The following is a 15045-nucleotide window of genomic DNA, read 5'->3' on the forward strand; positions in this document are numbered from 1 at the left end:
TGTCCTTAGTACGAGAGGACCGGGATGGACTGACCTCTGTTGGACCTGTTGGAGATCAACTCCAGTGCAGGGTAGGCATGTCGGGACTGGATAAACGCTGAAGGCATCTAAGCGTGAAGCCACCCTCAAGATGAGATATCCCATCGTTAAGAGTAAGACCCCTTGAAGACTACGAGGTAGATAGGGCTAAGCTGTAAGTGCTGTAAAGCATTCAGGTGATAGTTACTAATAGGTCGAGGGCTTGTCCAAAAAGGCTGGAAAGGTTAGAGGTTTAGATGGATTACTGGGAATGATTCATAAATGGTATGCTGTTTTGAAGGTACGATACTTCATATAAATATTCCTTCATAGCTCAGTCGGTAGAGCACGCGGCTGTTAACCGCGGTGTCGTTGGTTCAAGTCCAACTGGAGGAGTTATGCCGGTATAGCTCAGTTGGTAGAGCAACTGATTTGTAATCAGTAGGTCTTCGGTTCGAGTCCGAATCCCGGCTTTTATCTTGTTAATTCAAGATGATGGAACCGTAGCTCAGTTGGTTAGAGCAGTCGGCTCATAACCGATCGGTCCAGGGTTCGAGTCCCCGCGGTTCCAGTTTAGAGATAATCTTTTAGAGATTATCTCTTTTTTTATTCTCTTTTTTATGGAATGTGAATTAATTATGAATTGTTAGCAGCTAAACTTGCAGAGTGCTAACGGCGGTGATATACTACAAACTATCGATTTTAGAAAATAAAGAGGTGTTTACATGTCTAAGAAAGGTTCATTATCAATTAATTCTGAGAATATATTCCCTATTATAAAGAAGTGGATGTATTCCGATCAGGATATTTTTGTCCGTGAGGTTATTTCAAATGCCTGTGACGCTATCACAAAGCTTGATAAGTTAAGCTTGATCGGTGAGTTTACAAAGCCGTCAGACTACAAAGGCAGAGTAGATGTCATCGTAGATTCAGATAAGCGTACAGTTACCATCAAAGATAACGGTCTCGGTATGACTGAAGAGGAAGTTGACAAATATATTAACCAGATCGCCTTTTCAGGTGCTACAGATTTCATCAATACCTATAAAGATAAAGCTAACGATGATCAGATTATAGGTCACTTCGGACTTGGTTTCTATAGTGTATTTATGGTTTCAGATAAAGTTGAAATCGATACTCTTTCCTATAAAGAGGGTGCAAAGGCTGTTCACTGGGTTTGCAACGGCGGAACCGATTTCGAATTGACTGAAGGAAATAAAACCGATATAGGTACAGTTATCACTCTTCATCTCAATGATGATTGTCTCAAATATGACAATGAATGGGAGATGAGAGAGATCATTGATAAGTATTGTTCTTTCATGCCGGTTGAGATCTATATCACAAAGCTTCCAAAGGATACAGAGACTATCGATGCCGATGAGAAGAATGATACAGACGTTGTTCTCGAGGAAATTCCTGAAAAGACAGAAACCGACAAGGATGGCAAGGAAACCAAGACTCCCGCAAAAGTAAAGATAGAGAAGAGACCTGTTCTTCTTAATGATACAAATCCTCTCTGGACCAAGTCTCCAAGCGAGTGCAAGAAGGAAGACTACATCGATTTCTATCACAAGGTATTCCACGACTACAAGGAGCCTCTGTTCTGGATCCACCTCAACATGGATTATCCGTATAACCTTAAGGGAATTCTTTATTTCCCTAAGATCAATATGGAATATGAGTCAGCAGAAGGAACCATCAAGCTCTACAACAACCAGGTGTTCGTTGCAGATAACATCAAGGAAGTTATCCCTGAGTACCTGATGCTTCTCAAGGGTGTCATCGACTGTCCGGATCTTCCCCTTAATGTTTCCAGATCTCAGCTTCAGAATGATGGATTCGTTAAGAAGATTTCTGACTACATCACAAAGAAGGTAGCCGACAAGCTCTCCGGAATGTGCAAGGTAGATCGAGAGAATTACGAGAAGTATTGGGATGATATCGCACCATTCATCAAGTATGGCTGTCTCCGTGACGATAAGTTCTGCAAGAAGATGACAGACTACATCCTCTTCAAGGATATCAATGGAAAGTATCTTGCTCTTCCCGAGTGTCTTGAAGTAAACAAGATTGATACAGAAAATGATAATGCTGACGCATCTTCAAATGATTCAGCTGAAACAACCGTAGAGAACACCGAAGCTTCCGAGACAAAGACCGAAGACAATAAAGATTCCGGAGAAGCTGAAAAGGAAAAGAACAAGGTTATCTACTATGTAACCGATGCTGTACAGCAGAGTCAGTATATCGCAATGTTCAAGGAAGCCGGCAAAGATGCCGTTGTTCTTCCTGAGCGTATCGATCAGCCTTTCATTTCAGAACTAGAAGCAAAAAATCAGGGAGTACATTTCAAGAGAATTGATGCCGATCTTACAGAGGAATTTAAGGCTGATACTTCAGAAGATGAGGAGAAGCTTCTTGAGGAGCAGTCAAAGTCCCTTGAAACAGAAATAAGAACAGCTACAAAGAAGGAAACTCTTACCGTTAAGCTTCAGAAGATGACCCAGGCTAAAACCGCAGCTATGCTTTCTATATCCGAAGAAGGCCGTCGTATGAATGACATGATGAAGATGTATGCTATGCAGGGCATGGCCGATATGCCGGTTCAGGAAACACTTATCCTTAACACTGAGCACCCTCTTGTTAAGTACCTTATGGAGAACGGCAAGGATGAAGCAAAGAAAGAGACTATCAATCTCATTTCAGAACAGCTTTACGATCTTGCAAGAATCCAGCAGTCTCCGCTTCCTGCAGAGGAGATGACAAAGTTCATTGAGAGATCAAACGATATCCTCCTCAAAATGGCAGAATAAATGTCAATGCAATATAATTCCAAATTACTGTTTTAAAATCAGAAATATTACAGCGCTTTTACCGTCTTGACGGAAATATTTGCATTTAATATAATTTTGAGTGTTGTCGTTATAAGATTACGTTGAAAGGATTTGTCAGGATGAAGCGAATGGGATTTTCAGATACTGTTCACTATAAAGCATATTCTGCCCTCGTATCCTCAGGTCAGCATGTTCTTCATGCGATTTTCTGTGAGTCTGTTTCCGTGTGTGATATTACAATCGGAAATACTGTAATCTGCCGTAATGCAATCAAAAATATAGTGTAACCTAAGGGGAACAGCTTTATGCTGTTCCCCTTTTTAGTGTATAAGTCCGATATCAAGCAGAAACACCGGCGCAGCAATACGAAGGACTTATATGGCATCACTTCAAACAAAGGAGATTTATGAGAAAAGTTGCTGTCATCATGGGAAGCGATTCAGATCTTCCCGTTGTAGAAAAAGGCATTTCAGTACTTAAGGACTATGGCGTTCCCGTAGAAGTACATGTTTACAGTGCCCACAGAACTCCCGAGGAGGCCGCTGAGTTTTCAAAATCCGCAAGAAAGAATGGCTTTGGTGTCATCATTGCCGCAGCGGGCATGGCTGCACATCTTGCAGGTGCCATAGCAGCCAATACAACACTTCCCGTCATCGGCATCCCCTGTTCTTCCAAGGTTCTTGATGGAATGGATGCACTTCTTTCCACAGTTATGATGCCGCCCGGAATCCCTGTTGCCACAGTTGGTGTTAACACAGCAAAAAACGCTGCACTTCTTGCAATAGAAATACTTGCAGTGGAAGATGAGGGCCTTGCAGAAAAGCTTCAGGCTGAACGTGATGAAAATCACAAAAAGATCATAGAAAAAAACGCAGCCATAGAAGCTCAATTTAATTGATCTTCACCTTATCTGCATTAAAAGCTACTGTGTGCAGCCACTTTTGAACCGGTTTAAAAATGAGCGTACACATTAACTTACGGATGTTTACAAGATGTAAGCATTAATCAACCACATAACAGTTTTAATTATTAAGGAGATTTATGGGTAAACTTCATGAGGAGTGCGGTGTTTTTGGTATTTATTCAAAAAACACCAAACCATTGGCGCGTCTTACATACTACGCACTTTATGCCCTGCAGCACAGAGGTCAGGAATCTGCAGGTATTGTTGTCAACGATGAGGGAATTTTCCGTTTTCGCCGTGAACTCGGCCTTGTAAGTGAGGCTATGCCCAACAGTGAGATAGAGCGTCTCGGAAACGGTCAGATAGCTGTTGGTCACGTGCGTTATGCAACCAGCGGTATCACCAATCGTATCAACACTCAGCCTATCGTTGTAAATCATGTAAAAGGCCGTATGGCTCTTTGCCACAACGGCAATCTTGTAAATTCATATGAGCTCCGTTCAGAACTCGAAATGAACGGCTGTATCTTCCAGTCAACTACGGATACAGAAGCAATCTCTTATATCATAACGAGAGAGCGCATCAATACCGGTTCTATAGAGCAGGCTGTCAACAACGCCCTTGATAAGCTTCATGGAGCCTATTCTCTTGTGATAATGTCTCCTTCCAAGCTTATAGCGGCAAGAGACGAGCACGGTTTCCATCCTCTCTGCTATGGAAAGCTCGAAGACGGTTCCGTGGTTTTTGCCAGTGAGTCCTGTGCCATCGAGGCAGTAGGCGGAAAGCTGGTTCGGGATGTGGAGCCGGGAGAGATCATAGTTGTAGACCACAACGGAATCCGCTCTATAAAAGATCACTGCAATAAAGTTAAGCGCTCCATGTGCGTTTTCGAATATATCTATTTTGCACGTCCTGATTCAGTTCTTGACGGTGCCTCTGTTCATGAGGCGAGAGTGCAGGCCGGACGTTTTCTTGCCCAGGAGCATCCCGTTGACGCAGATGTAGTCATCGGTGTACCTGATTCCGGTCTGGATGCCGCAGTCGGTTACTCAAGAGAGTCAGGTATTCCTTACGGTATCGGACTTCTCAAGAACAAATATATCGGCCGTACCTTCATCGCTCCGGGTCAGACAGAGCGTGAAAATCTGGTAAGGATCAAGCTTAACGCCATCCGATCCGAGATAGAAGGCAAGAGGGTAATCCTGGTAGATGACTCCATCGTCCGCGGAACCACCAGTGAACGCCTGGTTCGCATAGTGAGAGAAGCCGGCGCAAAGGAAGTTCACATGCGTATAACAGCGCCTCCATTTATGAACCCCTGCTACTACGGCATAGACATTGACTCCCGTGACAACCTCATCGCCTGTCATCATTCGGTGGAAGAAACCGCAAAGATCATCGGTGCCGATTCCCTGGGCTATATATCGGTTGAGAATGTCATCAGGATAGCAGATCCCACAGGCCGGAAGGGTTTCTGTACCGCCTGCTTCGACGGAAAGTATCCTACTGAGATTCCTTCCGTAACTTCAAAGAACCGTTTTGAAGAGAAGATCTCAAAGGATTGGAAAGACAGACATACAGTTAAGTCTTCGGAAAGAGTTCCGGAAGGTGAATATATCGAGAAGTTTGAAGACTGATGACCTCTGACTTTCAGAACATATTATTCGATTTTAGATACTGAACCACGGCGCCAGTCTTTCGTTTAAGTCAGATGACGCAGCTTATATAAAGGAGTAATCATGAATACAAAGAGCTATAGCGAAGCATACAAGGATGCAGGTGTTGATATCACAGCCGGATACAAATCCGTTGAGCTTATGAAACAGTACGTAGCAAGAACCATGACTGAGGGCGTTTGTTCGGGTCTCGGCGGTTTCGGCGGACTGTTCGAGCTTCCCGAGGGTTATAAGCACCCCGTTCTTGTTTCGGGAACCGACGGTGTAGGAACAAAGCTTAAGATTTCATTCCTTATGGAGAAATATGACACTGTTGGTATCGACTGTGTTGCCATGTGTGTGAATGATGTCATCTGCTGCGGCGCAAAGCCCCTTTTCTTCCTTGACTACATTGCATGCGGCAAAAATGTTCCTGAGAAGATCGCTGACATCGTAAAAGGTGTTGCAGAAGGCTGCGTACAGAGTGACAGTGCTCTCGTAGGCGGTGAGACAGCAGAGATGCCGGGCTTCTATCCTGAGGACGAGTTCGACCTTGCTGGTTTCTCCGTTGGTATCGTTGATAAGGAAAATATCATCGACAATAACTCCATGAAGGAAGGTGATGTTGTTATCGCCCTTCCAAGCTCCGGTGTTCATTCCAATGGTTTCTCACTGGTGAGAAAGGTTTTTGATATCGATAACATCAGCAAAGAAGAACTGACTAAGCCTCTTTCAGATCTCGATGGAAAGTCTCTCGGCGAAGCACTTCTTACTCCTACAGTCATTTACGTAAAGCCGATCCTCAAGCTTCTTGAGAACGTTACGGTCAAAGGCATTAGCCACATCACAGGCGGCGGATTCTATGAGAACATCCCAAGATCCATTCCTGACGGCTTCGGTGCAAAGATAAAAATGGATGATGTAAAGGTTCTTCCTATCTTCAAGCTCATCCAGAAGACCGGAGATATCACAACCCGTGATATGTTCAATACCTACAACATGGGTGTCGGAATGAGCGTTGTGGTTGCTAAGGAGGATGAAGCAAAGGCCATCGAGGTTCTCAAAGCAAACGGCATAGAGGCATATCACCTTGGAGAGATAGTAAAGTCTGAGGACAAGGTTATTCTCGAATGAAGACAGATACCGTTACAGGCTGTCCATCTGCTCTGACCGGAAGATATTGGAAAGCTTAAAGCGGCAGGACAGACACCGTTGCAGGCATATCTATCTGTTCTGATACCTGACAGTTATTCACTTCATTATCAAATTATCTAATGTTTACATGCAAAGGTCAGAACACTGTCCTATGTATCTTATATCTATGATTTTGGGAGGAAAATTATGGCAACATATGATGTAGCAAATCTCGGCGAGCTTCTTAAAAACAATGAGTATCCCGGACGCGGAATCGTTATCGGTAAATCAGAGGATGGAAGATCCATCGCTATAGCGTATTTCATTATGGGTCGCTCAGCAAACTCAAGAAACCGTGTGTTCACAGAGGATGGTGACACAGTGACCATTTATCCTGCTGATTCCAGCAAGGTTGAAGATCCCAGCCTCATCATTTACAGTCCCATAAGAAAGATCGGTGACAACCTCATCGTTACCAACGGCGATCAGACCGACACCATCTATGATTTTATGAGAGACGGAAATACCTTTGAGGAAGCTCTTGAGACCAGAGAGTTTGAGCCGGACGGCCCTAACTGGACTCCGAGAATCAGCGGTGTTGTTACCCTTGATGATTCAGAAAACTACAAAATGTCCATCCTTAAGTCACAGGACGCAGACGGCACAGACTGTGCGAGATATACATTTTCCTACAAGCTCCAGAATGGTCTCGGACATTTCATTCACACTTACAAAGAGAATGGCAATCCTATCCCTACCTTCGAGGGCGAGCCTGAGCGTGTAGCCATCCCTAATACAGCAGAGGAGCTTAAGCAGCTTATCTGGAATAATCTCAATGAAGATAACAAAATCTCGCTTTATGTTCGCTATATAGACGTTACCGGCAGAAGCGTTGAGAACAAGCTGGTTAACAAGTTCGAGAAGATCAACTGACATAAACAAACCAGATTGACATCCTTACGTCAGAATTAAATGATGAAACTTGAGAATACAGAGGAGCCGGATAGCTTTGCATCCGTAAGACATTGTTAAGGCTCCAAAACCAGTATTAATAGTAGGAGAACACTATGAAAGAATTTGAATTAAAGTATGGAATGAACCCAAACCAGAAGCCTGCAAAGATCTACATGCATGACGGATCCGAGCTTCCTATCGAAATCCTGAACGGCCGTCCCGGATACATTAACTTCCTGGATGCTCTTAACAGCTGGCAGCTGGTTTCCGACCTTAAGGAAGCTACAGGCCATGTGGCTGCTGCATCCTTCAAGCACGTTTCTCCTTCAGGCTCTGCCATCGGCAGAAAGCTTTCCGACAAACTTAAGAAAGCCTGTTTCGTGGATGACATCGAGGGTCTCGATGATTCACTTCTTGCCTGCGCTTACGCAAGAGCCCGTGGTGTGGACAGAATGTCTTCCTACGGTGACTTCATCGCTCTTTCTGACATCTGCGATGCCACAACCGCAAAGATCATTCACCGTGAGGTTTCCGACGGTGTTATCGCTCCGGGATATACAGATGAGGCTCTTGAGATCCTTAAGTCAAAGAAGAAGGGCGCTTACAATGTGATTAAGATCGATCCTTCCTACAAGCCTGCTGCCGCAGAGCACAAGCAGGTATTCGGTGTGACCTTTGAGCAGGGCAGAAATGACTACAAGGTTACAGATGAGGCATTTGCAAACATCGTAACAAAGAATAAGGACATCCCTGAAGAAGCTCGTCTCAACATGACCATCGCCCTTATCACTCTTAAGTATACTCAGTCAAACTCAGTAGCTTACGCAGAGGATGGTCAGACCATCGGTGTGGGTGCCGGACAGCAGTCCAGAATCCACTGCACACGTCTCGCAGGCGACAAGGCTGACCACTGGCATCTCCGTCAGAGCGACAGAGTCCTGAATCTTCCTTTCAAGGAGGGTCTCAGAAGAGCCGATCGTGATAATGTTATCGACGTTTATCTCTCAGAGGAGTTTGAGGATGTCATCGGCGACGGCGCTTGGCAGCAGTACTTCACCGAGCAGCCGGCACCTTTCACAAGAAAGGAGCAGAAGGAGTACCTCGGAAAGCTTACAGGTACAGCTCTCGGTTCTGATGCATTCTTCCCGTTTGGTGACAATATCGAGCGTGCACGTAAGTCCGGTGTGTCTTATGTGGCTGAGCCGGGCGGATCAATCAGAGATGATCACGTTATTGAGACAGCTGATAAGTATGATATGGTGGTTTGCTTCACCGGAATGAGATTGTTCCATCACTGATTAAATGGGTCGAGAAAATATATGAATAATAAAACAAAAATTGCGGTGTTGGTCAGTGGGGGCGGAACAAATCTGCAGGCACTGATTGATGCGGAGAAGAGGGGCGAGATTCCTGACGGGGAGATCACTTTAGTGGTTGGATCGAGACCGGGGATATATGCTCTGGAGAGAGCGGAGAACGCAGGAATTAAACATGAGGTTGTGCAGAAGGATGAGGAGAGGCTTATTAAGGTTCTTGATGAGAACGGGATTGAGCTTATCATCCTTGCGGGATATCTCACAATTCTGAGTGAGGCTTTCACAAAGAAATATGCTGACAGGATCATCAACATTCATCCTTCACTTATTCCGAGTTTCTGCGGAAAGGGCATGTACGGACTTAAGCCTCATGAGGCGGCCCTTGCAAGGGGTGTTAAGGTTACCGGCGCTACGGTTCATCTTGTAAATGAGATTCCGGATGGCGGACGCATACTGCTTCAAAAGGCTGTAGACATTGAGCCCGGTGATACTCCCGAGGTGCTTCAGAAGAGGGTCATGGAACAGGCTGAATGGAAGCTGCTTCCGAAGGCTGCTGAGATGATGAGCAGGGAGATCCGGGAAGCGAAGGCATAAAGTAATTAAACAGACTGAGAAGATGCTCAAGCGGGCGCCTGCCCACTCCTGCATTTTCTCCCATTCTTAAAGTCATATCCCTGTCGGATCAACCAGACCTGTATATGACTTCGGAGGTAAGTTATGAAGATTGGTGTTGTAGGTGGCGGCGGTCGTGAGCACGCCATCATTAAGACATTAAAGAAGAATGCTTCTATCGAGAAGATTTATGCGATTCCCGGAAACGGCGGTATCGCAAAGGACGCAGAGTGTGTTCCTGATATAAAGGCAACCGATGTGGCTGCCGTTGTTGATTTCTGCAAGTCGAAGGCTCTTGACTATGTGGTTGTGGCTCCGGATGATCCACTTGTTGCCGGCACTGTTGATGCTCTCAAGGAGGCAGGAATCCCTGCTTTCGGACCTGAGGCCAAGGCTGCCATCATCGAGGGTTCAAAGGTATTCTCCAAGAACCTCATGAAGAAATACAACATCCCAACTGCCGCTTACGAGGTTTTCAATGACATCGAGAAGGCAGAGGAGTACGTTAAAACCTGTCCGATACCTACAGTCATAAAGGCTGACGGTCTCGCACTTGGTAAGGGCGTTATCATCGCAATGACCCGTGAAGAGGCTCTCGATGGTATCAAGACCATAATGGAAGAGAAGAAGTTCGGAGCTTCCGGTGACCAGATAGTTATCGAGGAATTCCTCGAGGGACCTGAAGTTTCAGTACTCAGCTTCACCGACGGCAAGGTTGTAGTTCCCATGATCTCATCCATGGATCACAAACGTATAAATGACAACGATGAAGGTCTCAACACCGGGGGCATGGGCACCATCGCACCGAATCCTTACTACACAGACAGCGTAGCAGCAGAGTGCATGGAGAAAATATTTAAACCTACCATCGAGGCTATGAACAAGGAAGGCAGAACCTTCAAAGGCTGTCTCTACTTCGGTCTCATGATCACGAAGGATGGACCTAAGGTCATCGAATACAACTGCCGTTTCGGAGATCCCGAGACTCAGGTTGTACTTCCGCTGCTGGATTCCGACCTTCTCACCATCATGCAGGCCACAACCAACGGCACTCTTGCAGAGACTGAAGTTAAGTGGAAGTCCGGCGCTGCCTGCTGCATCGTTGAAGCCTCCGGCGGATATCCCCTTTCCTACAAGTCCGGCTACGAAATCACCGGCATTGATGAAGTGGATAATGTCTTCGTCGCAGGTGCTGACCTGAAGGACGGCAAACTCTACACCCACGGCGGCCGCGTCCTGGGCGTAGTAGAAATCGCCCCCACCCTCAAAGAAGCCATCGACAAAGCTTATGCCAGTGCATCAAAGGTTACATTCCAGGACATGCATATGCGAAAAGATATAGGACAGCGAGCACTGAAGGCACTTCAGTAACACTAGTACATCGAATAATACATATCTACACATTCTGTAACTGTTTTATCGTAGAAATGCCAAGTTAGCATGGTAGCTATGATGTATCAGATATTTAATATTACCGCCCGACACAGTGTAGGAAAATGTGAGGGATGGGTGCAAAGGCTTGCGAGTTGAAAGAACAGACTCGCAGACATGTCCGATCAGAATGCACACACCTGTGCATTCTGGGCGAACATGTCTGTGAGGCTGTACTTTCAATCTCGTGGGCCTGCGCACATCCCTCGCATTTTCCGGACGGTCCACCACACAGATAAGGAGAAACAAATGGTAAATCGAGTTTATGTTGAGAAAAAAGACGGACTTCGTCACGAGGCCCAGGGACTTCGCCATGACATCCGCCACATACTACTCATTAAGAATCTCACAGACGTACGCCTTCTGAATCGTTACGATGTTGAGGGACTGGATAAAGAAACATTTGAAAAGGCTACAAAGCTGGTTCTCAGTGAGCCTCAGCTTGATAATGTTTACACAGAGCTTCCTGAGCATAAGGATGCCTTTGTTTTTGCAGTAGAGTTCCTTCCGGGACAGTTCGACCAGAGAGCCGACTCAGCTGCCCAGTGCATACAGATCCTCACAACCGGAGACCGTCCGAAGGTTCGTTCCGCTAAGGTTTACCTTCTCTACGGAAACCTCACAGATCAGGAGATCGCTGAAATTAAGAAGTATGTCATTAACCCTGTGGAGGCAAGAGAGGCTTCCCTCGAAACCTTCGCCACTCTGGATGTCAAGTATGACATCCCTGAGTCTGTTGATACCCTGAACGGCTTTATCGCAGCTTCCGAGGATAAGCTCAAGGATATCCTGAAGGATATGGGTCTTGCCATGGACCTCGATGACCTTAAATTCTGTCAGAATTACTTCAAGAGCGAGCAAAGAGACCCTTCAATCACAGAAATCCGCATGATCGATACCTACTGGTCAGATCATTGCCGCCATACAACCTTCCTTACAACCATCGATGATGTAACATTCGAGGATGAACAGCTCAAGGCTTCATGGGAGCGTTACATTAATTCACGCAAGGAGCTTAACCGCACAAAACCCATCAACCTTATGGATATCGGAACTCTTGCTGCCAAGGTTCTCAAGAAGGAAGGAAAGCTTCCGAAGCTTGATGAGTCTGAGGAGATCAATGCCTGCACCGTTAAGATAAAGGTTAATGTTGACGGCGAGGCACAGGACTGGCTCCTGCTTTTCAAGAACGAGACCCACAACCATCCTACCGAAATCGAGCCTTTCGGTGGTGCCGCAACCTGTATCGGAGGTGCCATCCGAGATCCTCTTTCAGGAAGATCCTATGTTTATCAGGCAATGCGTGTGACCGGTGCTGCCGATCCGACAGTTTCTGTTAAGGATACCATGACAGGAAAGCTTCCTCAGAGAAAGCTTGTTACCACAGCTGCTGACGGATATTCCAGCTACGGTAACCAGATCGGTCTCGCAACAGGTCTTGTAGACGAGCTCTATCATCCGGGCTATGCCGCAAAGCGCATGGAGATCGGTGCAGTAGTTGCAGCCGCTCCCGCAGAGAATGTCCGCCGCGAAGTGCCTGCTGCAGGGGACGTAGTCATTCTCCTGGGCGGTCGTACAGGCCGCGACGGTATCGGCGGTGCAACCGGTTCTTCCAAGTCACATAATGTTGAGTCCCTTGAAAAGGATGGCGCAGAAGTTCAGAAGGGTAATGCTCCCGAGGAGCGTAAGCTTCAGCGTCTTTTCCGTAATGCGGAGGCTTCAAGACTTATCAAGCGCTGCAACGATTTCGGTGCCGGCGGAGTTTCCGTTGCCATCGGTGAGCTGGCTGGCGGTCTCGACATTGACCTCAACAAGGTTCCTAAGAAATATGAAGGTCTCGACGGAACAGAGCTTGCCATCTCAGAGTCACAGGAAAGAATGGCTGTAGTTGTTGAACAAAAGGATATGAATCGCTTCATGGAGCTTGCTCACGAGGAGAACCTTGAGGCTACCCATGTTGCTACAGTTACAGATACAAACAGACTTATCGCACACTGGAACGGCAAAGACATTATCAATCTGTCACGTGACTTCCTTAACTCAAACGGTGCAGAGAAGCACATCACAGTTAAGGCTGCTGCCGGCGAAAGCATTTACCGCGAGGTCAAGGGCAGCTTCAGCGAGAACATGACAGCTCTTTCAGAGGATCTCAATGTCTGCTCAAAGAGAGGTCTCAGTGAGCGTTTCGACTCCACTATCGGTGCAGGAACAGTGCTTATGCCATTCGGCGGAAAGAATCAGCGCACACCTATACAGGCAATGGCTGCCAAGATTTCCGTTGAGAAGGGCCACACAGATGACACTTCCGTTATGGCTTACGGCTACAATCCTTTCATCACTGAGAAGAACTGCTACAAGGGTGCATATCTTGCAGTAGTTGAGTCTGCAGCAAAGCTTATTGCAACCGGTGCAGGCTTCGATGACACTTACCTTACTTTCCAGGAGTACTTCGGAAAGCCTGGTCACGACAGCGCACGTTGGGGACAGCCTCTTGAAGCACTTCTCGGTGCCTTTGATGCACAGCTCGACCTCGGAATCGCTGCCATCGGCGGCAAGGATTCCATGTCCGGAACCTTCGAGAAGCTGGATGTTCCTCCAACCCTTGTTTCCTTCGCCATCACAACAGAGGATGCGAAGTACATCACAAGCCCTGAGTTTAAGGGAGCAAACCATAAGGTGCTCTGGCTTAAGCCTGAATACAAAAACGAGCTTCCCACAAAGGAAAGTCTCCTTACACTTTTCGACTATGTTCATAAGCTCGTGACAGACGGAAAGCTTGCTTCCATTTACACACCGACTTACGGCGGAGCCGCTGAAGCAGTTCTCAAGCAGTGCATGGGTAATGCTTTTGGCTTCGCATTTGCACCGAGCCTTTCAGTTCAGGATATCTTCGGATATCAGTACGGAAGCTTCATCCTCGAGCTTAATGAGAAGTCTACTCTTGATGAGATTTATGCAGCATCAGAGCTTAAGGATAAGGGCATCATAGTTGCTGACCTCGGTGAGACAACAGAAGATTCGGAGATCCGTTACAATGACGAGGTTCTGAAGCTTTCAGATCTTTGTGAGGCTTACGAGGATAAGCTTGAGAAGGTATTCAAATGCAATATGAATCTCGATAAGGATGCAGAGCCGGAAGAGGCTGATGTTACAATAGCTGATTACACAGAGGAGAACTGGGTGGCACCTGCTGTATCGGTTGCAAAGCCGAAGGTTCTTATCCCTGTGTTCCCTGGCAACAACTGTGAATACGATTCCGCAAAGGCTATGGCCGATGCAGGTCTTGAGCCTGAGATAGTTGTAGTCAGAAACATGACAAAGCAGGATATCGCAGAGTCTGTCAATGAAGTTGCAAAGCGTATCGAAGAGTCACAGCTTATCTTTATCCCGGGCGGTTTCTCAGGCGGAGATGAGCCGGATGGTTCCGCCAAGTTCATTACCTCTTTCTTCAGAAATGAGGCAGTAAAAACAGCTACCATGGATATGCTCACAAAGCGTGACGGTCTCATGCTTGGTATCTGCAACGGTTTCCAGGCACTTATAAAGCTTGGTCTCGTACCGTTTGGTGAGATAAGAGATACAGATGAGCATTGTCCTACTCTTACCTTCAACACCATCAGCCGTCACCAGTCAAAGATCGTTAATGTAAGAGTCGCTTCCAATATGTCTCCATGGCTTGCGGATTCTGAACCGGGCGACATCTACAGTGTGCCGGTTTCACATGGTGAGGGACGTTTCATTTGCGAGCCGGAGCTTTTCAAGAAGCTTGTTGAGAATGGTCAGATCGCAACTCAGTATGTGGATCTCGATGGTCACCCGACTATGGATATCCAGTACAATCCTAACGGTTCTTTCTATGCGGTTGAGGGTATCACTTCACCGGATGGAAGAGTATTCGGTAAAATGGGTCATGCTGAGAGATGGGGACACAGTCTCTATAAGAATGTTCCCGGAAATTACGATATGGGACTTTTCAGGGCTGCCAAGGAATATTTCGAGTAATATACGGACGCCGGAGCCGGAGGGCAGGCTCCGGCTGATCTGTTTCAACCTTTCTATATATTTATTAAATAATCTAAATACTACTTCCAATATTTTCAAAGCTGTGTATAATAGGCTCTCGTAGTTGCAATATTTCAAATTCTTGATATAATTGTATGTAGTAATGAAAACTACATCATGTA

10 protein-coding genes, 3 tRNA genes and 1 rRNA gene are annotated in these 15045 nt (G+C 46.2%); all 14 read left to right on the top strand.

Going from position 1 to position 15045, the window contains the following annotated elements; translation table 11 throughout:
* Positions 1-249: ribosomal RNA gene (locus T357_RS0113465) — 23S ribosomal RNA — on the top strand; the annotation flags it as partial.
* Positions 250-341: 92 nt separating this feature from the next.
* Positions 342-414: transfer RNA gene (locus T357_RS0113470), tRNA-Asn, on the top strand.
* A gap of 4 nt (positions 415-418) precedes the next feature.
* A tRNA-Thr gene (locus tag T357_RS0113475) sits at positions 419-491 on the top strand.
* A gap of 24 nt (positions 492-515) precedes the next feature.
* Positions 516-589 (top strand) — tRNA-Ile (locus T357_RS0113480).
* A 154-nt stretch (positions 590-743) separates the two neighbouring features.
* Complete coding sequence (gene htpG, locus T357_RS0113485) at positions 744-2834, top strand: molecular chaperone HtpG (protein ID WP_031553636.1); 2091 nt, start codon at positions 744-746, stop codon at positions 2832-2834.
* A 149-nt stretch (positions 2835-2983) separates the two neighbouring features.
* Positions 2984-3142, top strand: coding sequence for a hypothetical protein (locus tag T357_RS21240; protein WP_155991450.1), 159 nt, complete (start codon positions 2984-2986; stop codon positions 3140-3142).
* Between the two features lie 119 nt (positions 3143-3261).
* On the top strand, positions 3262-3753 hold the full coding sequence (gene purE / locus T357_RS0113495; protein WP_031553639.1) for a 5-(carboxyamino)imidazole ribonucleotide mutase: 492 nt from the start codon (positions 3262-3264) through the stop codon (positions 3751-3753).
* 143 nt (positions 3754-3896) lie between these two features.
* Positions 3897-5396: an amidophosphoribosyltransferase gene (gene purF, locus T357_RS0113500; RefSeq protein ID WP_044917004.1), complete on the top strand. Its 1500-nt coding sequence runs from the start codon at positions 3897-3899 to the stop codon at positions 5394-5396.
* Between the two features lie 102 nt (positions 5397-5498).
* A complete protein-coding gene (gene purM / locus T357_RS0113505; protein ID WP_031553644.1) occupies positions 5499-6548 on the top strand; it encodes a phosphoribosylformylglycinamidine cyclo-ligase in 1050 nt (349 codons plus the stop codon).
* Between the two features lie 207 nt (positions 6549-6755).
* Complete coding sequence (locus T357_RS0113510; protein ID WP_031553646.1) at positions 6756-7481, top strand: IMP cyclohydrolase; 726 nt, start codon at positions 6756-6758, stop codon at positions 7479-7481.
* Between the two features lie 134 nt (positions 7482-7615).
* Complete coding sequence (locus T357_RS0113515) at positions 7616-8800, top strand: phosphoribosylaminoimidazolecarboxamide formyltransferase (RefSeq protein WP_031553648.1); 1185 nt, start codon at positions 7616-7618, stop codon at positions 8798-8800.
* A gap of 21 nt (positions 8801-8821) precedes the next feature.
* The gene (gene purN / locus T357_RS0113520; RefSeq protein WP_031553651.1) at positions 8822-9412 is read left to right on the top strand and encodes a phosphoribosylglycinamide formyltransferase; all 591 of its coding nucleotides are present in this window, start codon (positions 8822-8824) and stop codon (positions 9410-9412) included.
* A 123-nt stretch (positions 9413-9535) separates the two neighbouring features.
* Positions 9536-10801, top strand: a complete 1266-nt coding sequence (gene purD, locus T357_RS0113525; RefSeq protein WP_031553653.1) for a phosphoribosylamine--glycine ligase — start codon at positions 9536-9538, stop codon at positions 10799-10801.
* Between the two features lie 309 nt (positions 10802-11110).
* Positions 11111-14863: a phosphoribosylformylglycinamidine synthase gene (locus tag T357_RS0113530; RefSeq protein ID WP_031553657.1), complete on the top strand. Its 3753-nt coding sequence runs from the start codon at positions 11111-11113 to the stop codon at positions 14861-14863.
* Positions 14864-15045 lie beyond the last annotated feature (182 nt).

Origin of the sequence: Oribacterium sp. FC2011, assembly GCF_000701645.1 — a bacterium.
In the GTDB taxonomy this organism is placed as follows: domain Bacteria; phylum Bacillota; class Clostridia; order Lachnospirales; family Lachnospiraceae; genus Oribacterium.

Excerpts from the sequence above, each read along its gene's own strand:
- htpG (WP_031553636.1), top strand. The coding sequence starts at position 744 with ATGTCTAAGAAAGGTTCATTATCAATTAATTCTGAGAATATATTCCCT.
- T357_RS21240 (WP_155991450.1), top strand. The coding sequence starts at position 2,984 with ATGGGATTTTCAGATACTGTTCACTATAAAGCATATTCTGCCCTCGTA.
- purE (WP_031553639.1), top strand. The coding sequence starts at position 3,262 with ATGAGAAAAGTTGCTGTCATCATGGGAAGCGATTCAGATCTTCCCGTT.
- purF (WP_044917004.1), top strand. The coding sequence starts at position 3,897 with ATGGGTAAACTTCATGAGGAGTGCGGTGTTTTTGGTATTTATTCAAAA.
- purM (WP_031553644.1), top strand. The coding sequence starts at position 5,499 with ATGAATACAAAGAGCTATAGCGAAGCATACAAGGATGCAGGTGTTGAT.
- T357_RS0113510 (WP_031553646.1), top strand. The coding sequence starts at position 6,756 with ATGGCAACATATGATGTAGCAAATCTCGGCGAGCTTCTTAAAAACAAT.
- T357_RS0113515 (WP_031553648.1), top strand. The coding sequence starts at position 7,616 with ATGAAAGAATTTGAATTAAAGTATGGAATGAACCCAAACCAGAAGCCT.
- purN (WP_031553651.1), top strand. The coding sequence starts at position 8,822 with ATGAATAATAAAACAAAAATTGCGGTGTTGGTCAGTGGGGGCGGAACA.
- purD (WP_031553653.1), top strand. The coding sequence starts at position 9,536 with ATGAAGATTGGTGTTGTAGGTGGCGGCGGTCGTGAGCACGCCATCATT.
- T357_RS0113530 (WP_031553657.1), top strand. The coding sequence starts at position 11,111 with ATGGTAAATCGAGTTTATGTTGAGAAAAAAGACGGACTTCGTCACGAG.